At 68.4% G+C, this 18,865-nt stretch carries 21 protein-coding genes; 7 read left to right on the top strand and 14 right to left on the bottom strand.

The window, feature by feature from the left end; all coding sequences use genetic code 11:
• The first annotated feature begins 94 nt into the window (after positions 1–94).
• Positions 95–955: a helix-turn-helix domain-containing protein gene (locus AC5W7N_RS09925; protein ID WP_138447223.1), complete on the top strand. Its 861-nt coding sequence runs from the start codon at positions 95–97 to the stop codon at positions 953–955.
• Here the strand turns inward: AC5W7N_RS09925 and AC5W7N_RS09920 are convergent.
• Positions 952–1,785, bottom strand: a complete 834-nt coding sequence (locus tag AC5W7N_RS09920; protein WP_195007021.1) for an ABC transporter permease — start codon at positions 1,783–1,785, stop codon at positions 952–954. The two genes, AC5W7N_RS09925 and AC5W7N_RS09920, sit on opposite strands and share 4 nt — an antisense overlap.
• Complete coding sequence (locus tag AC5W7N_RS09915; protein WP_194990239.1) at positions 1,782–2,597, bottom strand: ABC transporter permease; 816 nt, start codon at positions 2,595–2,597, stop codon at positions 1,782–1,784. The genes AC5W7N_RS09920 and AC5W7N_RS09915 overlap by 4 nt, the downstream gene beginning before the upstream one ends.
• A gap of 280 nt (positions 2,598–2,877) precedes the next feature.
• On the opposite strand from AC5W7N_RS09915, the gene AC5W7N_RS09910 reads away from it, so the two are divergent.
• Positions 2,878–3,375 (top strand): hypothetical protein, encoded by a 498-nt coding sequence (locus AC5W7N_RS09910; RefSeq protein ID WP_256673087.1) that lies wholly within the window; start codon positions 2,878–2,880, stop codon positions 3,373–3,375.
• 13 nt (positions 3,376–3,388) lie between these two features.
• Here the strand turns inward: AC5W7N_RS09910 and AC5W7N_RS09905 are convergent, their stop codons facing one another.
• Both AC5W7N_RS09905 and AC5W7N_RS09900 read right to left on the bottom strand, forming a co-directional pair.
• Entirely contained in the window at positions 3,389–3,814 is a 426-nt protein-coding gene (locus AC5W7N_RS09905; RefSeq protein WP_163811707.1) for a DUF4254 domain-containing protein, read from the bottom strand.
• Between the two features lie 203 nt (positions 3,815–4,017).
• Complete coding sequence (locus tag AC5W7N_RS09900) at positions 4,018–4,791, bottom strand: SDR family oxidoreductase (protein ID WP_495923558.1); 774 nt, start codon at positions 4,789–4,791, stop codon at positions 4,018–4,020.
• A gap of 70 nt (positions 4,792–4,861) precedes the next feature.
• On the opposite strand from AC5W7N_RS09900, the gene AC5W7N_RS09895 reads away from it, so the two are divergent.
• Positions 4,862–5,215, top strand: coding sequence for a winged helix-turn-helix transcriptional regulator (locus AC5W7N_RS09895; protein WP_256673086.1), 354 nt, complete (start codon positions 4,862–4,864; stop codon positions 5,213–5,215).
• 23 nt (positions 5,216–5,238) lie between these two features.
• On the opposite strand, the gene AC5W7N_RS09890 is transcribed toward AC5W7N_RS09895, so the two are convergent.
• Entirely contained in the window at positions 5,239–6,582 is a 1,344-nt protein-coding gene (locus AC5W7N_RS09890) for a TIGR03118 family protein (protein ID WP_163811703.1), read from the bottom strand.
• 114 nt (positions 6,583–6,696) lie between these two features.
• Here AC5W7N_RS09890 and AC5W7N_RS09885 point away from each other — a divergent pair, with 114 nt between their 5' ends.
• Complete coding sequence (locus tag AC5W7N_RS09885) at positions 6,697–7,194, top strand: peroxynitrite isomerase (RefSeq protein ID WP_163811700.1); 498 nt, start codon at positions 6,697–6,699, stop codon at positions 7,192–7,194.
• 233 nt (positions 7,195–7,427) lie between these two features.
• Entirely contained in the window at positions 7,428–7,742 is a 315-nt protein-coding gene (locus AC5W7N_RS09880) for a hypothetical protein (RefSeq protein WP_495923557.1), read from the top strand.
• Here the strand turns inward: AC5W7N_RS09880 and AC5W7N_RS09875 are convergent.
• The 5 genes from AC5W7N_RS09875 to dxr all read right to left on the bottom strand — a co-directional run bounded on the left by AC5W7N_RS09875 (position 7,702) and on the right by dxr (position 14,311).
• A complete protein-coding gene (locus tag AC5W7N_RS09875; RefSeq protein ID WP_495923556.1) occupies positions 7,702–9,489 on the bottom strand; it encodes a penicillin-binding transpeptidase domain-containing protein in 1,788 nt (595 codons plus the stop codon). The two genes, AC5W7N_RS09880 and AC5W7N_RS09875, sit on opposite strands and share 41 nt — an antisense overlap.
• A 68-nt stretch (positions 9,490–9,557) precedes the next feature.
• Positions 9,558–10,421 (bottom strand): GNAT family N-acetyltransferase, encoded by an 864-nt coding sequence (locus AC5W7N_RS09870; protein WP_194990233.1) that lies wholly within the window; start codon positions 10,419–10,421, stop codon positions 9,558–9,560.
• Positions 10,422–10,491: 70 nt separating this feature from the next.
• Positions 10,492–11,649 (bottom strand): flavodoxin-dependent (E)-4-hydroxy-3-methylbut-2-enyl-diphosphate synthase, encoded by a 1,158-nt coding sequence (ispG, locus tag AC5W7N_RS09865; protein WP_130917267.1) that lies wholly within the window; start codon positions 11,647–11,649, stop codon positions 10,492–10,494.
• A gap of 125 nt (positions 11,650–11,774) precedes the next feature.
• Positions 11,775–12,977 carry a M50 family metallopeptidase gene (locus AC5W7N_RS09860; RefSeq protein WP_195019709.1) on the bottom strand — a complete coding sequence of 401 codons (1,203 nt, stop codon included), beginning with the start codon at positions 12,975–12,977 and terminating at the stop codon, positions 11,775–11,777.
• A gap of 194 nt (positions 12,978–13,171) precedes the next feature.
• Positions 13,172–14,311, bottom strand: coding sequence for a 1-deoxy-D-xylulose-5-phosphate reductoisomerase (gene dxr / locus AC5W7N_RS09855; RefSeq protein WP_163811692.1), 1,140 nt, complete (start codon positions 14,309–14,311; stop codon positions 13,172–13,174).
• Positions 14,312–14,408: 97 nt separating this feature from the next.
• On the opposite strand from dxr, the gene AC5W7N_RS09850 reads away from it, so the two are divergent.
• Positions 14,409–14,693, top strand: a complete 285-nt coding sequence (locus AC5W7N_RS09850) for a DUF2631 domain-containing protein (protein ID WP_163811690.1) — start codon at positions 14,409–14,411, stop codon at positions 14,691–14,693.
• A gap of 93 nt (positions 14,694–14,786) precedes the next feature.
• Here AC5W7N_RS09850 and rlmN read toward each other — a convergent pair whose 3' ends face one another.
• A complete protein-coding gene (gene rlmN / locus AC5W7N_RS09845) occupies positions 14,787–15,896 on the bottom strand; it encodes a dual-specificity RNA methyltransferase RlmN (RefSeq protein WP_163811688.1) in 1,110 nt (369 codons plus the stop codon).
• 132 nt (positions 15,897–16,028) lie between these two features.
• On the opposite strand from rlmN, the gene AC5W7N_RS09840 reads away from it, so the two are divergent.
• Positions 16,029–16,358, top strand: a complete 330-nt coding sequence (locus AC5W7N_RS09840) for a LapA family protein (RefSeq protein WP_163811686.1) — start codon at positions 16,029–16,031, stop codon at positions 16,356–16,358.
• Between the two features lie 30 nt (positions 16,359–16,388).
• On the opposite strand, the gene AC5W7N_RS09835 is transcribed toward AC5W7N_RS09840, so the two are convergent.
• From AC5W7N_RS09835 to pyrH, 3 genes are read right to left on the bottom strand one after another with little or no spacing between them, the layout of a single operon-like run.
• Entirely contained in the window at positions 16,389–17,363 is a 975-nt protein-coding gene (locus tag AC5W7N_RS09835) for a phosphatidate cytidylyltransferase (RefSeq protein WP_228806314.1), read from the bottom strand.
• A gap of 50 nt (positions 17,364–17,413) precedes the next feature.
• On the bottom strand, positions 17,414–17,971 hold the full coding sequence (gene frr, locus AC5W7N_RS09830) for a ribosome recycling factor (RefSeq protein WP_130917271.1): 558 nt from the start codon (positions 17,969–17,971) through the stop codon (positions 17,414–17,416).
• Positions 17,972–18,022: 51 nt separating this feature from the next.
• Positions 18,023–18,751, bottom strand: a complete 729-nt coding sequence (gene pyrH / locus AC5W7N_RS09825) for a UMP kinase (protein WP_036538330.1) — start codon at positions 18,749–18,751, stop codon at positions 18,023–18,025.
• Positions 18,752–18,865 lie beyond the last annotated feature (114 nt).

The raw sequence follows: 18,865 nt of genomic DNA, 5'->3' as shown, positions 1-18,865 counted from the left end.
GGCGGCGGAGCGGCTCGGCCCGGTGGGTGCCGGACGCGCTACGAGCCGGGAACGATGACGCGACCCGATGCGGGTGCGCAGCGAAGGGGTTGTCATGGCGGGCAAGCGCACGATCCTCACCGCGGGCCTGCGGCGGCTGTCGGTGCTGCTGACCGAGATGCGTGAGCAGGCGAATCTCACCAAGGAAGAAGTCAGCGCCAAGACCGGGATCAATGTGACCACGCTGTACCGGATCGAGCGCGCGCAGGCGCGGCCGCAACGGCGCACCCTGTTGACGATGCTGGACCTGTACGGCGTCGACGAGGCCCGCCGCAAGGACGCGCTGGAATTGCTCAGCGATGCGCAGAAGCCCGGAATGTCGCGCCCGTACGAGGCCAGCCTCACCGAAGTCTATGCGGCATATATCAATTTCGAGTCCGTGGCGCTGTCGGCCCGGCACTACCAGACCTCCTACGTGCCAGGCCTGCTGCAGACCGAGCAGTACGCGTTGGCGGTGATCGACACGACGATGCCCAAGGTCGACGCCGCGGTGATGGAACGCCGGGCCCGCGCTCGGATGGACCGTGCCGCGGTGCTCACCAAGGACGATCCGCTGGAGTTGTGGGTGGTGCTGGACGAGGCCGCGATCCGGCGGGTGGTCGGCGGGCCGGAGATCATGCGCGGGCAGCTGCACCGGCTGCTGGAAGAGGTGTTGAAGAAGAACGTGATCCTGCAGATCCTGCCGTTCGACGCGGGCGCCCATCCGGGCATGGCAGGCGCGTTCACTCTGCTGGATTTCCATGATCCCGCCGATCCGGAACTGGTGTATGTCGAGGGCATCGCCGGCGACGCGCTGATCGAGGGGCACAACGAGATCCGGCGCTTCGGCGTCATCTTCGATCAGCTGCGCGCCATGGCGTTGAGTCCCCGCGATTCGGCGGCCCTGATCTCCGAGGCCGCGAGCGCCCTGAGCTAACGCCGGCTGGCCCGGCGGTAGCCGATGGCCGCGGGGATCGCGAACACCAGGATCGCACCCACCGACCAGGCCAGCGTCGCCAGCAACGGCTCGCGCACCGGCCCGCCCAGCGACAGTCCGCGCATGGCGTTGATGGCGTGGCTCATCGGCTGGTACTCCACGATCGGGCGCGCCCATCCGGGGTAGGCGGCCAGCGGCACGAATCCGGTGCTGAAGAACATCATCATCGACGAGCCCAGTGAGATCGCCTCCACTACCGCCGTTCTCGCCCCGAACACCGCGACGGTGGTGACCACCGTGGCGAAGGCGAGCCCGAACAGCAGTGGCACCCCCAGCAGCGCCACCGCTGCCGCGAAACCCTGCTCGAACCGGAATCCCAGTACCACCCCGACCGCGAACAGCACCACCGTGCAGGTCAGGATGCGCACGCCCTCGGCGACGATCCGGGCCGCGAGCCCGGAGGCCCGGTGCACCGGGAGCACCCAGAATCGGGCCAGCAGCCCGGCGTCGCGTTCGCGGCCGAGGGTGATCGCACCGGCCAGCGACCCCGACATCACCCCGACCAGCGCCACCATCGGCACCGAGCCGTAGAGCGCGCTGGCGCCGGAGAACGCCGAGATCTGGCGACCGAGCACGGTCTGCAACATCACCAGCAGCAAGGCCGGGAACAGCAGCGACTGCATGAGCGTCAGCGGATCGCGCCACCAGCGCAGCAGCAGCCGCTGGGTCTGGATCAGGGTGTGCGGCACCAGCAGGCGAAGGGTTTCGGTGGTGCCGGTGACCACGGGCAGCCCGCGCACACCGATGGGGTCCGGCGTCTGGGTGGTCATCGCCTGCGCACCGATTCCGCGACGGCCAGGCCGCCGAATACCAGCATCAGCCCGCACACCCAGGCCAGGGCGGGTCCCATGATCGGCCAGTCCACCGCGCCCGCGTTGCCCGTCGAGTCGCCGGCCAGCGCGCGCAGGGCATCGATGAACCGGGATATCGGCTGGTAGGTGGCGAAACCCTGGATCCAGGACGGGAATTGCTCGGCCGGAGCGAACCCGGTCGACACCATGCCGAGGATCAGCTGCGGCAACACCAGGAACTGGGTGGTCGCCTCCGGATTGCGGGTGAGCCGCCCCAGCCAGTCCGCGCCGAGCGCGAACGCCGCCGCGATCAGCAAGGCGAGCACGACGAAACCGGCCGTGTGCCACCAGCTGCCGTAGAACCGGAACCCGATCACCGTGCCGCACACCACCGCCGCGGCCAGCGACACCGCGGTGCGGTACAGCGCGGCCGCCATCCGCGCGGCCAGCGGCACCGTCGCGGCGATGGGCATGGAGCCGAACCTGGCGTCCAAACCGTCTCGGGCGTCCGTCGCCGCGCGTAACGCGGCCGAGCCGGCGCAGAAGGCCACCGACTGCATCACGATCATCGGCATCAGGAACTGCGCGTAGCTGCTGAGGCCGTGACCGTAGAAGCTCATCACCAGGTTCAGCGGCACATAGAAGCCGAGGGTGAACACCGTCGGCGCGAGCACCGCGGTCAGCAGTTCGCCGTTGCGCCACGACGGACGGATCAGCCGCCGGGTGAGCACCCACCACTGCCGGACGGCGCCGGCGCGCGCCGCCGTCCGGATACCGGCCGGTGCGCTCACCGCCACGGTCCTGAGCTCGACACCCGCTCATCGTCCTCCGTTCGGGCGCTCGCGGCCATCACTTCGCGGTCACGGCGTGGTGGACGGATCCGTTCGGGGTGTGAATTCCCACTGCCCGCGCGCCCGCCACCGTCGGCACGCTGCCTCGGCGCAGCAGGCCTGTGACCCGAAAACACTTTCTACCCAGCGATTTCGAGGCCGAAGATACGCTCAGGGACCGACGCTGCACTGCCTGCCACGAAGGTGACGAGACAAGGCCTGATCGGTAACGTGTTCGACGATGAACAGCATGGAAGCCCGGTTGGGTGAGGCGGCGCGGACGGTACCGCTACCGCACCCGTGGGACCTGAACGCCTACCTCGCTCAGGTGGCCGCGCACCGGAGCAGGCCGCTGTCGCTGCAGCCCGCCCATCGGTCGGCACTGGCCGATATCGGTTGCGGCGGCAATGGGTTGTGGATCGCACGCAAATACGACGACATCATCGTCTACGACGCCGCGGCAGCGGGCCGCAATGCCGAGCACATCGTGCTGCACGCCGTCGGCCATATGCTGCTCGGGCACGGCGATCTCGACGCGCCGGCCGCGGAGTTGTCCCCGACGCTGGCCTCGGTGGTGTCGTCGATGGCGCCGGGTGCCGTCGCGCATGTGCTCGGTCGCGACGATTTCGGCCCCGAACGCGAACGCGATGCGGGGGTGTTCGCGGAGATGACCATGGTGTACGCGACGCTGCCGCGGCGCAAGGAACGGTCGTTCCGCTTGTTCGGCCGCGGTCGATAGCGGCTGTCCCCGCTCACCACTCCCCCGCGGCGTCGGGCAGTCGGCGATTGCCGTCGAGCACTTCGACGATGAGGTCCTGATAGCTGTCGGCCACCTCGTGCAGCCGCACCCACGCGTCGTAGTACACGGTGTCGGGAGCGTGCGCCGAGGCCACGAACGCATGCACGGTCAGCTGTGCCATCCGGTCGACGATGCTGCCGACGGTTTCCGAATGCAGCCGGGCCGAACCGTGCGGGATCGGCGTCGCCAGCGTCACCCAGCGATCGATCGCCCGCACCAGCTGTCCGCGTCGGCGATCCAGCTTCGCCAGCGCGCTCACCGGGGTGCGCTCGCGCTGCTCGTGCAGCTGGGTGAGCTCGCCGGCGGCGTCGAGCATCGGATGATCGGCGTGCGGGAGGCCTCGGCAGGCCGCGAGCACGAGTTCCTTGCTCGGGATCATCGGCACCACCGCACCCGCACCCGCACCCGCACGCGCTCGCGGCGCAGTAGCGAGCCAGGCTCCGGCTGTCGCCGCGGCCCCGGACTCACTGCACCGTTCACCCCGATAGCGTCCACTACTTCCCGGCGGCCGTCATCGTTTTCCGCAACTCTCGGTGTCACAGAACCGGTGGTCCATCCGATTCGCCGGATTTCGGCGGTGATTCAGGCCGGCACGGACGCGGATCGCCCCGTCAGATAGTCCGGCCCGCCGACGTAGGTGGTGGTCCCGGACTCCGCGGTACTGGAGGCCGCCGCCGCGACCGCCTCGGCGAATTCGGCGATCGTCGGCAGCTCGGCCTGCTCACGGCGCGCCGAAACGGCCGCCGGGTCCCGCCGCTGCAACAACCGCACGATGATGGTGCCGTCGATCATGTCCCCGGACACGACGAGCAGCCGAATCCCCCGCTCGGCCAGTTCCGGGATCATCGCCCGCAACGCGTCCTCACCGGCCCGCTTGCTCGCCGCGATGGGCTCGTAGTCGGCCGGCACGGGCTTTCGGCCATGGAAATGCGCCTGATGGCTGGTGACGAAGACGATCCGGGAACCGGCAGGCATATGCGGCAACGCCAAGCGCACCAGACGCACCTGCGCGTCTCTATTGATGGCCATCGGATACTCGGGTGCGGCACCGCGTTCCAGCCCGCCGGAGGCGTTGAGCACCAGCACATCCACCTGCCCGTGCCGCTGGGCGACCGCATCGACCATCGCCTGCGCGGAGGATTCGTCGCAGATATCGGCGCCGACGGTGGACGCGGCCCCGCCGGCGGCGATGATCTCGGCCGCCAGCGCGTCGGCCCGCTTGCGCTTCTCGCGGTAGTTGATGACGACATGGTCGCCGCCGGCCGCCAGCACCCGGGCCGTCTCGGCGCCGATGCCACGGGACGCGCCTGTGATCACGACCGTGCGCCGTCCGGCCTTCGCCTCGGTTTCGCCCACTCGCCTACCTTCCGTCCACGCGACAACCCGACCCCGTGCTTCTGATTTAGAATCACTATGGTGGTTCTGAATGAGAAGCGCAAGTGAGCCGACGCCGTCCCGCGGCAGACACGATCCCACCGTCGCGCCGATGCTGGCCGCCATGGACCTACTCGGTCAGCGCTGGGTGCTGCGGGTGATCTGGGAGCTGGAACCGGGCAGGCTCGGGTTTCTCGAATTGCGCAGGCGGATGGGCAATTGCTCGTCGAGCATGCTGTCGACGCGGCTGCAGAGTTTGCAGAGCGCGGGGCTGGTGACCAAAAACGCGGACAAGTCCTATGAGCTCACCGAGGCTGGGGCCGAACTCGGTGAGGCGTTGGAGCCGCTGTGGCGCTGGGCCGAACGCAGGCAGCCCGCGGTGCCCGACTCGCCGAGTGGTTCCTGAGTTCCACTCGGCGAGTCCACGGCTCACTTGAGGCGGATGCTGGAGAAGTGCGCGGTCTTCGGCGTCGGGGCGGCGGTCAGGTACAGCGCGTCGGAGTCTCCGAGCGACGCGCCGTCACCGAACTCGAGCCCGCGCAAGCCGGGCACCGACAGCGGTGCGCCGCCGGTATCCCGGACGTAGTCGACGAACTCACCGGTGGTGTCGTCGTAGGCCAGGATGTGGCCCGCACCCGCGGTATTGCCGATCAGCAATTTTCCGCTGAGCGGGCCGAAGGTGGACGGGGTGACGGTGACCGCCCACGGCGCGTTGAGCCTGCCGCCGTCATCGAGGATGCGCACCAGCGAACCGTCGGCGGCGAACTCGGCGACCTTGCCCTTGCCCGGCTTGCCCGCGGCAGCGCTTTCACCGTCGGCGTCGGCCACCGCGCGCTCGCCCACCGCGAACTTCTCGGCGTCATCGGAATCGGGCCTGGTCACCGCGTACGAGACGAACACACGGTCACCGATGGTGGTGACATTGAACGGCGCCGGATCACCCGGAACCGCCTTGCGGCCGAGCTCCGGTTTCTCGGCGTCGACAGCCTCGCCGGTGGCGAACGGGTTGGCGAACCCGGATGTCGGCACCAGCTGCCAGTTCTTGTCGAACGTGCGCACCTGCGGTTCGGCACCGAAATCGGCGGCGAGCAGCTTGTCCCCCGAGGGGGCGAGCGCGATGCCGTAGAACGCCATCTTCTGCGCCGATCCGTCGAAAACCAGGTTGGCCGGACCGTCGTGCCGGATGACGGCACCGTCGGGCGCGATATCGGTCCAGGCGGCCAGCGTGCCCGCATCGGTCGCGATGATGTTGCGCGCCGAGCCGGTCAGCAGCAGCGGCGGCACCCCCTCGAACGGCACCGGCTGATCGCGCACCACGAACGCATCCGAGTTCGGCGGCGCCGGATTCGCCACCACACCGGTCACGGTGCCCGCGCTCTTGTCGGAGGTATCGGCATCGACACCGGGCACGGTCATAGCCGTGAATCCGTCCTGGGACAACGTGTGCAGCTCCGGTTTCGCCGCCGAGCGCACATCGCCGAGGAAACCGAAGGCCTTGCCGCCCGCGCCGACGAGGAAATGGCCGCCGGGCCGGTCGCTGAAACCCCACGCGTTGACCAGATCGGACACGGTGACCGCGGCGTGCGCGCCCTCGTCGCCGGACGCCAGCGCGGTCACGACATAACGGTTGCCGTCCAACCCGACCTCGCCCGTCCCGGTCGCGGAGTCCGAGCAGGCCGCGGCGAGCGCGACAGCGGTGGCGAGCGCCGACATCCGCAGCAGGGTCGTGCGCGAGCGCCAGTTACCGGAATCGGCCCGGTGTCCGTACAGCATTCTTGTCCCTTCCGACAACACAGCCCCTCACCCATCAGGCGTCGCTCACCTTAGCGTGTAAGAAACCGGGGAGCCGGGAAACATCATCTCGGCCATGGGTTTAAGCTGACCGCCGTGGTCGAACCCCAGCCGCCCATCGCGCCCCATCCCGATATCGCACCGCTGGCCCCACTGCTGGGCACCTGGCGCGGCACCGGACACGGCGAGTACCCGACGATCGAGCCGTTCGACTACCTCGAGGAAATCCACTTCGGTCATATCGGCCGGCCATTCCTCACCTATCGGCAACGCACCCGCGCCGCCGACGACAATCGCCCGCTACACGCCGAAACCGGGTACCTGCGCTGTCCGCGACCGGATCGCGTCGAGCTGATCCTGGCGCATCCGACGGGTATCACCGAAATCTGCGAAGGCGCCCTGACCGTCACCTCCGACGAGATTCGCGTCGAATTCGAGTCGACGAATATCGGGCTCAGCGGCACCGCGAAATCGGTGACCGCGCTCGGCCGCTCAATTCGGCAATCCGGCGACGTCATCGACTACACGCTGCGCATGGCGGCGGTCGGTGAACCGTTACAACATCATCTGGCAGCCACGTTGCGTCGCGCGTGAAGCTTTTCGCTACCTCGATCGCCGGATAACGAGGCGGTCACGAATCGGCCATGCCTCAGGTCACGATTTTCGCTCCGATATCCGCCTGCTCACATTTTTCTTGTCCGGAACAGTGCTGAGCGCTTAGGTTGGCCTCAACAGCAAACATTCAGTCATCATCTGGCGAATTCACTTGCCGCAACGAGGCTGCAGCACGAGCTCTTCCCGCACACCCTGATTCGAGGGAGCCGGCCATGAAGCGTTCTACCCTTGTCCTCATCACCGCCGGAATGATTTTGGGCGGCGCCGGTGTCGTCGAAATCCTCGGCACGGACACCGCCGCTTCCGGGGGCGCCGTGCACCCGGCCGTCGTCCGTGACATTCAACCCGCCCGCGAATCTCCGCGAAGTTATCCGAACGCGACCGTCGACCCCGTCACCGCGACCCAACTGTTCTTCGCGGTGCACCAGCTCGCCGCCCAGCAGCCATCCGGCCGCACCGCGGACGTGTCGCCCGCCGACGGCCTGCTCAGTATCCCGGCGGAAGCGCCGCGAACATATCCCGGGTAACGGCGACCGCGTTATCGGAACTCCCGCCTTTGACCAGCAGCGTCGCGAATGCGAGGTCACCGCGGTAGCCGACGAACCACGAATGTGAGCCGCCGTCGACCTCGGCCTCACCGGTCTTGCCGTACACCTCGCCCTGATCGGCGATGCGGCCGGCGGTGCCGCCGGTGACCACCTTGCGCATCATCATCCGCAGACCGTCGATCACCTCCGGGTCGATCGAGGGACGGTCGCCGTCCACGACGGTCTCGCGTCCGGCGATCAGATACGGCACCGGCACCGAACCGTTGGCCACGGTCGCCGCGACCAGCGCCATTGCGAACGGGCTCACCACCACCCGCCCCTGGCCGATGCCGTCCTCGGCGCGCTGGACCTCGTCTTCGGCCGGTGGCACCGATCCAGAAGCTGTCGGCAAACCGGCCACCGTGTACGTCGGCCCGATCCCGAACGCCGCCGCCATATCGTGCAATGCCTCGGCGGACAACCCGCTGGCCAGTTTCGCGAACGTGGTATTGCAGGACCGCTCGTAGGCGGTCGCCATCGGCACACTGCCCACCGTGAAGAGGTTGTAATTGGGGATGGTGCGTTCACCGATCACGGTCTGGCTCGGGCACGGCAGCACGGTGTCGGGGGTGGCCAGGCCTTCGTCGATGGCGGCCGCCGCGGTGACGGTCTTGAACACCGATCCCGGCGGATACTGGCCGATGGTCGCGATCGGCCCGTCCCGGTCGGCGGCCTCGTTCTGCGCGACGGCCAGGATCGCACCGGTCGACGGCTGGATCACCACCATCATGGTCTGCTCGGTGCGCAGCGAGACCGCGTGCTGGGCGGCATTCTGCACATTGCGGTCGACGCTGAGCGAGAACGACGGCGCCGGTTGGGCGGCGACTTCGGTCAACACCCCGATCTGCGCGCCATTGGCGTTCTCGAGCACGACGCTCCAGCCCGCCTTGCCGTCGACCTCGTCGATCACGGTCTGGCGAACTTGCGTCATCAGGTCGGGGGCGAACTCGCGCCGGGTGGGCACCAGATCCCACTCCTGGGTCAGCGTCACCCCCGGCAGGCCGATGAGTTCGATGCTGACCTGGTCGAATTCGAATTCGCTCAGCTTGGCGACGGTGTAGGCGCCCTGGGCCCGCCGGGCCGCATCGAGGATCGCCGACGCGGTGAGGTCCTTGTCGAAGCGGATCAGGGCGGCCGAGAGCGCGCCCGCCACCGAGCCCGGATCACTCGCGTCGGCCGTGCGGAACACCACCCGCGACACCTTGCCGGGGACCAGCACATCGCTGCCGGATTGTTCGTTGACCCTGGCCCGCGGCGCCGGCTCGGCGCGCAGTTCCATCTTCTGGGTGTCACCGAGTTCGGGGTGGATATTCGACGAGGTCCAGCGCACCGTCCAGCGTCCGTCGGTGCGGGCCATCTGCAATGTCCCGGAGTAGGTCCACACCCGGTTCTTCGGCAGTACCCATTCGTAGGTGTAGTCGACGGTCGCGGTGTCACCGGCGACGCGGGCAGCACCGGTGCGTGCGCTCAACTGCTCGGCCTGCAAACCCTCCCACGCCGAAACCAATGCCTGCCGTGCCGATTCCGGCCGGCTGGTGTGCCCGGCGGCCGCATCGACATCATGGGCGGCAAAGGCGCTGACGAAGGCCTCGGCAGCCGCGGCAGGACCCTGCGGGCCCGCGGCGCAGCCGGTTGCGGCGACCGCGAGCGCGGCGACGGCAAGCACGAGGAACACGCGAATCGACATCGGCACCGATGGTAGCGGCCACCGCCGGGCAAACACCTGTGGCGCACCGCAGTTCGGGCCGGGCAACCTCAGTCGAGCAGCACGGTGGTGAAGGTGGCGATCTGCCGGAAACCCACCCGGCGGTAGGCCTTGCGCGCGATCTCGTTGTAATCGTTGACATACAGGCTGGCCGTGCGCCCGGAGGCGATCACCGCATTGGCGACGGCGGCGGTCCCCGCGGTGCCGAGGCCGTTGCCACGCCGATCGGGATGCACCCACACGCCCTGGATCTGGCCGGTGCGCCGCGACAGCGAACCCACCTCGGCCTTGTACACCACGCGCCCGTCCTCGAACCTGGCCCAGGCGCGGCCGGATTCGATCAAACCGGCGACTCGGCGACGGTAGCCGCGGCCGCCGTCACCGGCGCGCGGGTCGACGCCCACCTCCTCGATGAACATGGCGATGGCGGCCTGCAGATAGCGGTCGAGTTCCTCCGGCCGCACCCGGCGCACCAGCGGATCCGGTGTGGCCCCCGTCGGTTCGTCCAACGCGAGCAGCGGCTGGTCGGCCCGCAGTTCCCGGGCGGGGCCCCAATGCTCGGCCAGCATCTCCCACAGCGGCAGCGCCAGCTCTTGTCTGCCGACCACCGAGGAGCAGATGCGGGGCCAGCGGACCGCCCGTTCGGCGAAGGCGCGCAACGCGTCCTGATCGCCGAGCAACGGAACCAGGTTGACCCCGGAGAAGCACAGCGACTCGGCCGGACCGCCGCGGCTCCACAGTTCGCCCTGGCCGCCGCTGCCATCGATACCGAATTCTTGCAACCGGGCCGCGACCATGCAGCAGGCCACGGGATCGGCATCCAGCACTCGCAGGACCTGCGCCAGGTCCCGCTTGGCGAGCTGACGCGCGGGAGGGTTCTTCGCGCGTCGCGTCGGCTCCAGCAGACTCCGCACGTCTCACAGCCTGCCATGAACCGGGGCCGCGTGCCCCGGGTATCTCGAAACCCCTGGTCCGGTGCGGCGTTCAGCCGACGGTGACGACCGGTTCCCCGGCGCCGACATCCTCGCCCATCTCTTCGGCGATGCGCATGGCCTCTTCGATCAGGGTCTCCACGATCTGCGCTTCCGGCACGGTCTTGATGACCTCGCCCTTGACGAAGATCTGCCCCTTGCCGTTGCCGGAGGCGACGCCGAGATCGGCTTCGCGGGCCTCACCCGGTCCGTTGACGACGCAGCCCATCACCGCCACCCGCAGCGGAACCTCCATGCCCTCCAGTCCGGCGGTCACCTCGTTGGCCAGGGTGTACACGTCGACCTGGGCGCGCCCACAGGACGGGCACGAGACGATCTCGAGCTTGCGCGGACGCAGGTTCAGCGATTGCAGGATCTGCCCGCCGACCTTGATCTCCTCCGCCGGCGGCGCCGACAGCGACACCCGGATGGTGTCGCCGATGCCCTCGCTGAGCAGTGCGCCGAAGGCCACCGCGGATTTGATCGTGCCCTGGAATGCCGGACCGGCCTCGGTGACGCCGAGGTGCAGCGGGTAATCGCACTGCGCGGCCAGCTGGCGGTAGGCCTCGACCATGATCACCGGGTCGTTGTGCTTGACCGAGATCTTGATATCGCCGAAGCCGTGCTCCTCGAACAGGCTCGCCTCCCACAGCGCCGATTCCACCAGCGCCTCGGGAGTGGCCTTGCCGTACTTCTCCAGCATCCGCTTGTCCAGCGAACCGGCGTTCACGCCGATGCGGATCGGGATTCCGGCGTCGCCTGCGGCCTTGGCGACCTCCTTGACCCGGCCGTCGAACTCCTTGATGTTGCCCGGGTTCACTCGCACCGCGGCGCATCCGGCGTCGATCGCGGCGAAGATGTAGCGCGGCTGGAAATGGATGTCGGCGATCACCGGGATCTGCGACTTCTTGGCGATGGTGGCGAGCGCGTCGGCGTCCTCCTGGCGCGGACAGGCCACCCGCACGATGTCGCAGCCGGACGCGGTGAGCTCCGCGATCTGCTGCAACGTCGCGTTGACGTCATGGGTCTTGGTGGTCGTCATCGACTGCACCGAGATCGGGTGATCGCTACCCACACCGACGTTGCCCACCATCAGCTGACGGGTCTTGCGGCGGGGAGCCAGCACGGCCGCGGGCGCGGTCGGCATCCCCAATCCGATTGTGCTGGTCACCTTCGGCTGCCTGCTTTCGTCTGGTTCGGGCCTACTCGCCTGCGAGTCTAGTCGCGCGCGCGTGACGTTCTCGTGTGACCACCGTGACAGCGCGAGGGCCGTCACTCGAACATCGGGTGCGCTGGTCAGGGGAACAGTTCGATCGGGTTGACGATGTCGGCGACCAACGTCAGCACCATGTACGCACCACCGATCACCACCGCCACATAGGTCACCGGCAGCAACTTCAGGTAGTCGACCGGCGCGCCCGGCGCCAGCCCCTTCCAGCCGCGGACGGTGTTGCGCAGTTTCTCGTAGAGCACCACCGCGATATGCCCGCCGTCCAGCGGCAGCAGCGGCAGCAGGTTGAACGCGCCGAGGAAGAAGTTCAGGCTGGCCAGGACCAGGATGAACAGGCCCCAGAGCCCGCGCTCGGCGGTCTCGCCCCCGATCTTCGAGGCGCCGTACACGCTCACCGGGGTTTCCGGATCGCGTTCGCCGCCGGTCACCGCGGTCCACAGGTCGGCCACCTTGGCCGGCATCTGGGCCAGCGATTCGAAGGTGCGCACGAACATGTCGCCGGTGAACGCCCCGGCCGCGGGGATGGCGGCCAGCACGTTGTACTTGACCGGCCCGTAGTAGTCGGAACCGACGCCGACCGCGCTCACCTCGCGACCGGGTCCACCGTCGGACGGATAGCGGATCACGCGCTCGGGGGTGACCGGAATCGTCAGGATCTCACCGTCACGCTCGATGGTGTAGGTGAAGGGCCCGGTCTGGTTCTGGGTCTCGGTCTGGAACTCCCGCCAGGTCTCGACCTCGACCCCGTTGACGGCTTTCACCACGTCACCGCGCTGCAGCCCGGCCCGCTGAGCGGGGCCGGTGCCGGTGCACTCGGCCAGCGTGCCATCCGGGTTCTGGGTGGCGACGCAGCTCATCTCACCGAGAGCGGTGGCCGGCGGCTGGTTGAAGTTCGGCAGCCCCCAGCCGACGGCGAGCACCACCACCAGCAGGAAGCCGAGCAGGAAGTTCATCGCGATGCCGCCGAACATGACGACCAGACGCTTCCAGGTGGCCTGGCGATACATCGCCCGGTCCAGTTCCTCGGGCTCGAGCTCGTCGAGCGCGGTCATGCCCGCGATATCGCAGAACCCGCCCAGCGGCAGCGCCTTCAGGCCGTACTCGGTCTCACCACGCCGGAACGAGAAGATGCGCGGCCCGAAGCCGATGAAGTAGCGGCGCACCTTCATCCCGGTCGCCTGTGCGGCCCACATATGCCCGCACTCGTGTAGTGCGATCGAGATCGTGATGCCGAGGGCGAACAGCGCGAAACCGAACGCGAACACCATTTGCTCTACAGCCCTCCTGCGTTGCGCAGCTCGTCAGTTCCCGGCACGCACGCGTCCTGGGTCGGCCGCGAGCACGCGTCCACAGTACCGGCAGCGTTCGGCGGTGACCGGATGCGTCTACCCGGCAGCGCGCGGTCCGGCGCTGTGAGCCGGGCAGTGGGCCGCGATGGTCGCCGCCGGACCGCGCGTGCCGACTAGGTGAGCACCAGTTTCCGTGCGTACTCCCGCGCCCAGGCATCGGCCGCGAGCACTTCCTCCAGGCTGGTCGGTTCGGCGCGCCAATCGTCGGCAGCGGCGACCGCGAGACCGACGGTGCGCACGATCTCGGGGAACCGGATCGCGCCGTCCAGGAAGGCCTGCACCGCGACCTCGTTGGCCGCGTTGTACACCGCGGTCACGCAGCCGCCCGCGGTACCGGCCTGCCTGGCCAGCTCCACCGCGGGAAAGACCTCGTTGTCCACCGGTTCGAACTCCCAGGTCGTCGCGGTGGAGAAATCGCAGGCCGCCGCAGCACCAGGCACCCGGTCGGGCCAGCCGAGTGCCAGCGCGATCGGCAGCTTCATATCGGGCGGGCTGGCCTGAGCCAGCGTCGAGCCATCGGTGAAGGTGACCATCGAGTGCACGATCGACTGCGGATGCACGGTGACGTCGATGCGGTCGTACGGAATGCCGAACAGCAGATGCGTTTCGATCAGCTCGAGGCCCTTATTGACCAGCGAGGCCGAGTTGAGCGTGTTCATCGGGCCCATCGACCAGGTGGGATGGGTTTTCGCCTCGGCGGGGTTGACCGCTTCCAGCATCTCGGTGGTCCAGCCGCGGAACGGTCCCCCGGACGCGGTGAGAATGAGCCGGTCCACTTCCTCGGCGCGCCCGCCGCGCAGGCATTGCGCCAGCGCGGAATGCTCCGAATCCACCGGCACGATCTGTCCGGGCGCGGCGGCGCGAGTCACCAGCGAGCCGCCCGCGACGAGAGATTCCTTGTTCGCCAACGCAAGTCGCGCGCCAGAGTGCAGGGTGGCCAGCGTCGGTTCCAGTCCGAGCGAACCGACCAGCGCGTTCAACACCACATCGGCTTCGGTGCGGCGCACCAGCTCGGTCACCGCGCCGGCCCCGCCGAGCTCGACGCCGAGCCGCTGGGCCGCGGCCGGATCGGCCACCGCCACATTGGCGGTACCGGTGGCCGCCATCTGCGCGGCGAGCAGATCGGCATTACCGCCGCGCGCGGCCAGGCCGACCACCTCGAACTTGCCGGGGTTGGCGGCGATCACCTCCAGCGCCTGGGTTCCGATGGAACCGGTGCTGCCGAGCAGGAGAACTCTTACGACGTCGGACACCCGCACATTCTGACCGACACCGCACCCTGCTGGCTACGACGACCGGTCGTATGCCACGATATCGGGCAGTATCCGATTCTCGAGCTGAGGAGCGATCGTGGCCGCCACGGAACTCGAAACCACCACCAGTGACCGCGCCGTCACCACTGTGGATCCTGCTGAGGTTCCGTCGGCCGCATGGGGCTGGAGCGGCGAGTCCAGGCGCGCCTTCCGGATCGCGGGCTGGATCGTCGTGCTCGCGCTGCTGGCGATGCTGTTCGAGGGCCCGCAGGGCGCCTCTTCCGGCACCGGCAACGTCGGCTACATCTTCCTCGTCGCCTCCGCGATCGGCCTTGCCGTCATCCTCATCCGCGACAGCATCCTGCGCCGCAAACCGCGCTAGTCCCGGCGCGCTCGCACTCGATCACCAGCGCCCCGGCGGCTCGATCCGCGGATCAGCGGCCGGGGCGGCGTTCTGCTCGCCCGCAGGTGCGGCTCAGCCTTCGGCGGCCAGCTGCCCGCAGGCCGCCGCGATCTCCTGACCACGGGTATCGCGCACCGTGCAGGGCACGCCCTTGGCGTTGACCCGCCGCACGAATTCCTGTTCCACCGGCTTCGGGCTGGCATCCCACTTGCTGCCCGGCGTCGGATTCAGCGGGATCACGTTGACGTGCACGCGCGAGCCGAGTGCCTTGTGCAGCTTCTCCCCCAGCATGTCCGCCCGCCACGGCTGATCGTTGATATCGCGAATCAGCGCGTACTCCACCGATACTCGGCGACCGGTCTTGTCGGCGTAGTAGCGTGCGGCGTCGAGCACCTCGGCCACCGGCCAGCGGTTGTTCACCGGTACGAGGGTGTCACGCAGCTCGTCGTCGGGGGTGTGTAGCGAGACCGCCAGCGTCACCGACAAGCCCTCGTCGGCCAGCTTGCGGATCGCGGGGGCGAGGCCGACGGTGGAGACCACGACGTTGCGCTGGGAGATGCCGAGACCGTCCGGCGCCGGTGCGGTGATGCGCCGCACCGCGTTCAGCACCCGCTTGTAATTGGCGAGCGGCTCACCCATGCCCATGAAGACGATGTTCGACAGCCGGCCGGGACCGCCGTGTACCTCGCCGTCACGCAGTGCGGCGGCCGCGGCCCGCACCTGGTCGACGATCTCGGCGGTCGACAGGTTCCGGTTCAGCCCGCCCTGACCGGTCGCGCAGAACGGGCAGGCCATACCGCAGCCGGCCTGGCTGGAGATACACAGCGTCGCCCGGTCCGGGTAGCGCATGAGCACGCTCTCCAGCAGGGTGCCGTCACCGGCCCGCCACAGCGTCTTGCGGGTATCGCCGCCGTCGCACGCGACATGCTTGACCGGGGTCAGCAACGGCGGGAACAGCGCCTCGCCGACCTTCGCGCGCACCGGGGCCGGCAGGTCGGTCATCTGCTCCGGGTCGGCCTGCAGCCGCCCGTAGTACTGGCGGGCGATCTGGTCGGCCCGGAAGGCCGGCAGCCCGAGTTCGGCCATCGCGGCGCGGCGGCCGTCGGCGTCCAGATCGGCCAGGTGGCGCGGCGGCATCCCACGGCGCGGGGCATCGAAAACCAGGGGCAGGGAGACGGTCATAGTTTCTCCAGTGTCCCATCCCCCGGGGCGTCGACCACATCACATCCCCTCGACGGCTCCGCTGCGGCCGCGGGAGCGCGCCGTGGCACGGAAATCCGTGCGGGAGCGATAGCTGTCGGGAATGATCGATATATGTCTACCCATGCCGCTGACCAGGTGCCCGAACCGGAGCCGATCCCGCAGACCGAACCGGCCGTCACTCCGCGCACCCGCCGCACGCTGGAGAAGTCGAAGGCGGGATACACCTGGGTCGGCCTCGTCGTGGCCGCGCTGCTGGGTGTCGTGCTGCTGATCTTCATCCTGCAGAACCTGGAGCGGGTGGAGGTCGACCTCCTGTTCTGGACCTTCGGCCTGCCGCTCGGAGTATCGGTGCTGCTGTCGGTGATCGCCGGTGCGCTGGTGATGGCGCTGGTCGGCGGCGTACGCATCATGCAGTTGCGCCGCGCCGCCAAACGCCCCTGACCGCGGCTCAGCCGCGGCGCCGCGCAGACCTCAGAGCAGGGTGCTGAGCACCAGCCACGACACGAACGCCGACGGCAGCATCGAGTCGAGCCGGTCCATGATGCCGCCGTGGCCCGGCAGCAACGTGCCCATGTCCTTGATGCCGAGCTCGCGTTTGATCTGCGATTCGATGAGATCACCGATGGTCGCCACCAGCACGAGGCCGATGCCGAGCACCACACCGATCATCGAGTTGGCGTCCAGCAGCAGCGTCACCGTCAGGAGACCGCCGATCACGCTGAACACCAGCGAGCCGCAGAAGCCCTCCCAGGATTTCTTCGGACTGATCGAGGGCACCATCGGATGCCTGCCGAACAGCACCCCGGCGACGTAGCCGCCGACGTCGGAGCAGACCACCAGGATCATGAACGTCAGCACCCGCAGGTTGCCGTCCGGCTCGAGCAGCAGCAGAACCGCGAACGCGGCGAGCAACGGAATCCAGGCGAGGGTGAAGATCGCGATCGAGGTGTCGCGCAGGAAGTTACGCGGGGCGGTGGTCAGGCCGTGGTCGAACAAACGCCACACCATGCACACCAGCGCCGTGGCCGCGAACGCTCCGGCGACCCCTTCCGGGCCGAACGGCCAGCCCAGCCAGAACACCGCTTGACCACCGGCGATCAACGGGATCCGGGGAACGAGCACGTCGGCCTCACGCAGCCGTTTGGCGACCTCCCAGGTGGCCACCGCGATCGCGGCGCCCGCCACCCCGATGAACACCTTCGGCACGAACAGCAGGATCGCGATCAGCGAGAGCCCGAGGCCGAAGCCGACGATCAAGGCCGCCGGTAGATTGCGACCGGCCCGCGACTTGGGCGCGGCCGGTTCCGGCGCCGGCGATTCGCGCACGCTCGGCGTCGCGTCCGCCGCACCGGCGGTAGCGGCGTCAAAGGGGCCGTCGTCCGGTGCCTGTTGTCCCGCCGCACCGGCCGCAGCGGTGTTCTCGGCCACGATTGTCCCGTCGCTCAACTCGTCGTTTCCGTTTCGTCCCCCGCCCGGGCGGGCCCGCCAGATCTGGGTCAGACCTCGAGCAGTTCGGCTTCCTTGTGCTTGACCAGCTCATCGACCTGGCCGACATATTTGGCGGTGGTCTTGTCGAGTTCCTTCTCGGCCCGCCCGACCTCGTCCTCGCCCGCCTCGCCATCCTTCTGGATGCGCCCGAGTTCTTCCATCGCCTTGCGACGCACGTTGCGGATCGCGACCTTGGCGTCCTCCCCCTTGGACTTGGCCTGCTTGACCATCTCGCGCCGGCGCTCCTCGGTGAGCTGCGGAATCGAGATCCGCAGGATGTCACCGTTGTTGGTCGGGTTCACGCCGAGATCGGAGTTGCGGATCGCGGTCTCGATCGCACCCAGCTGCGCCTGCTCGTAGGGCTTGATCACCACCATCCGGGGTTCCGGCACGGTGATACTCGACATCTGGGTGACCGGGGTAGGCGATCCGTAGTAGTCGACCAGCACCCGGGAGAACATGCCCGGATTCGCCCGACCGGTGCGGATGGTGCCGAGATCGTCCTTCGCCACCGAGACGGCCTTCTCCATCTTCTCCTCGGCGTCGAAGAGCGCTTCTTCAATCACGACCGTTTCCTCCACAGCGTCGTCATCGTCATGATCCGCGGGCTCGCGGAGTCAGGAACGAACCAATGTGCCGATCTTCTCACCGGCGACAGCCCGGGCGATATTGCCCTTGGTCAGCAAATTGAACACCAGGATCGGCATCTGGTTGTCCATGCACAGGCTGAACGCCGTGGCGTCGGCGACCTTCAGGTCGCGTTCGATCGCCTCTTTATGGGTGATCTCGGTGTACATCGTGGCCGCCGGATCGACCCGGGGGTCGGCGGTGAACACACCGTCGACGGCCTTGGCCATGAGCACCACGTCGGCGCCGATCTCGAGTGCGCGCTGTGCCGCGGTGGTGTCGGTGGAGAAGTACGGCATGCCCATACCGGCGCCGAAGATCACCACGCGGCCCTTCTCCAGGTGCCGTTTGGCGCGCAACGGCAGATAGGGCTCGGCGACCTGGCCCATGGTGATCGCGGTCTGCACTCGGGTGTCGATGCCCTGCTTCTGCAGGAAGTCCTGCAGCGCAAGGCTGTTCATGACGGTGCCGAGCATGCCCATGTAATCCGAGCGCGCCCGCTCCATGCCGCGCTCTTCCAGTTCGGCACCGCGGAAGAAGTTGCCACCACCGATCACCACGGCCACCTGCACGCCGGTCGCGACGATCTCGGCGATCTGCTCGGCCACTGTCTGGACGACGTCAGGATCGAGCCCCACCTTGCCGCCGCCGAACATCTCACCGCCGAGTTTCAGCAGTACCCGGCGATATCCTGGGCGGTCGGTCCCCGGGTCGGTCATCGGTCTGGGTCTCCTTCGGCGATCGGCATGTTCTCGGCTGGCGCCGGCCCGAGATCCGGGCACGGCGGCATCAGACAGTCGGCAACGCAGAGCGTCCCTATCCTGCCTTATTCG

The organism is Nocardia sp. CDC519, from assembly GCF_059509835.1.
The sequence above is the reverse complement of the archived record's forward strand: the minus strand, read 5'-3'. Positions and strand labels throughout refer to the sequence as shown.

Excerpts from the sequence above, each read along its gene's own strand:
- AC5W7N_RS09880 (WP_495923557.1), top strand. The coding sequence starts at position 7,428 with ATGAAGCGTTCTACCCTTGTCCTCATCACCGCCGGAATGATTTTGGGC.
- AC5W7N_RS09895 (WP_256673086.1), top strand. The coding sequence starts at position 4,862 with ATGAGAAGCGCAAGTGAGCCGACGCCGTCCCGCGGCAGACACGATCCC.
- AC5W7N_RS09875 (WP_495923556.1), bottom strand. The coding sequence starts at position 9,489 with ATGTCGATTCGCGTGTTCCTCGTGCTTGCCGTCGCCGCGCTCGCGGTC.
- AC5W7N_RS09920 (WP_195007021.1), bottom strand. The coding sequence starts at position 1,785 with ATGACCACCCAGACGCCGGACCCCATCGGTGTGCGCGGGCTGCCCGTG.
- pyrH (WP_036538330.1), bottom strand. The coding sequence starts at position 18,751 with ATGACCGACCCGGGGACCGACCGCCCAGGATATCGCCGGGTACTGCTG.
- AC5W7N_RS09860 (WP_195019709.1), bottom strand. The coding sequence starts at position 12,977 with ATGGTGTTCGCGTTCGGTTTCGCGCTGTTCGCCCTCGGCATCACGATC.
- AC5W7N_RS09890 (WP_163811703.1), bottom strand. The coding sequence starts at position 6,582 with ATGCTGTACGGACACCGGGCCGATTCCGGTAACTGGCGCTCGCGCACG.
- rlmN (WP_163811688.1), bottom strand. The coding sequence starts at position 15,896 with ATGACCGTCTCCCTGCCCCTGGTTTTCGATGCCCCGCGCCGTGGGATG.
- AC5W7N_RS09840 (WP_163811686.1), top strand. The coding sequence starts at position 16,029 with ATGTCTACCCATGCCGCTGACCAGGTGCCCGAACCGGAGCCGATCCCG.
- AC5W7N_RS09925 (WP_138447223.1), top strand. The coding sequence starts at position 95 with ATGGCGGGCAAGCGCACGATCCTCACCGCGGGCCTGCGGCGGCTGTCG.
- AC5W7N_RS09910 (WP_256673087.1), top strand. The coding sequence starts at position 2,878 with ATGAACAGCATGGAAGCCCGGTTGGGTGAGGCGGCGCGGACGGTACCG.
- AC5W7N_RS09905 (WP_163811707.1), bottom strand. The coding sequence starts at position 3,814 with ATGATCCCGAGCAAGGAACTCGTGCTCGCGGCCTGCCGAGGCCTCCCG.